The sequence below is a fragment of the Ferdinandcohnia salidurans genome, assembly GCF_042680725.1.
Classification (GTDB): Bacteria; Bacillota; Bacilli; order Bacillales; family Bacillaceae_L; genus Ferdinandcohnia; species Ferdinandcohnia salidurans.
Map to the genome: position 1 here is coordinate 1 of NZ_JBHUEK010000043.1, position 546 is coordinate 546.

Sequence of the window (546 nt, forward strand, 5' to 3'; positions counted from 1 at the left end):
AACCGTTTACCTTTCCTATTTATCTTGGAATGGGTCTACATATTCTCGTTTGGTCATGTTGTCTCGCAAACGGTCTTCTGCTTCTTGCTCACGAATATATTTCGCTACTGTTTTTTCATTTAAACCGACTGTGCTAACATAATATCCTTTAGCCCAGAATGTCCGATTTCCATGCTTGTATTTCAAGTTGGCATGTCTGTCGTGGATCATTAAAGAGCTTTTACCTTTGAGATATCCCATGAAATACGACACTGACATTTTTGGTGGTATTTTAACCAACATATGGATGTGATCAAGCATTGCATGTGCCTCAATAATTTCTACATCCTTCATTTCACAGAGCCTTCTTAATATAGCTCCAATATCTCTTCGTAATTTCCCGTATACTACTTTCCTTCTATACTTTGGAATGAATACGATATGATACTTACAATTCCAACGTGTGTGTGATAAACTATTGTCACTCGACATGAGTAAAGATCTCCTTTCGTTTTTCGAAGTTGGTTTGACGGCCATCTTCATTATAACGATTGGAGATTTTTTTTG

The 546-nt window shown here is 36.8% G+C and carries 1 protein-coding gene; it reads right to left on the reverse strand.

Annotated features, from left to right (window positions below; translation table 11 throughout):
- Positions 1-15: 15 nt before the first annotated feature.
- Positions 16-471 carry an IS200/IS605 family transposase gene (tnpA, locus tag ACFSFW_RS24230; protein WP_388042226.1) on the reverse strand — a complete coding sequence of 152 codons (456 nt, stop codon included), beginning with the start codon at positions 469-471 and terminating at the stop codon, positions 16-18.
- Between the last annotated feature and the right edge of the window lie 75 nt (positions 472-546).

Excerpts from the sequence above, each read along its gene's own strand:
- tnpA (WP_388042226.1), bottom strand. The coding sequence starts at position 471 with ATGTCGAGTGACAATAGTTTATCACACACACGTTGGAATTGTAAGTAT.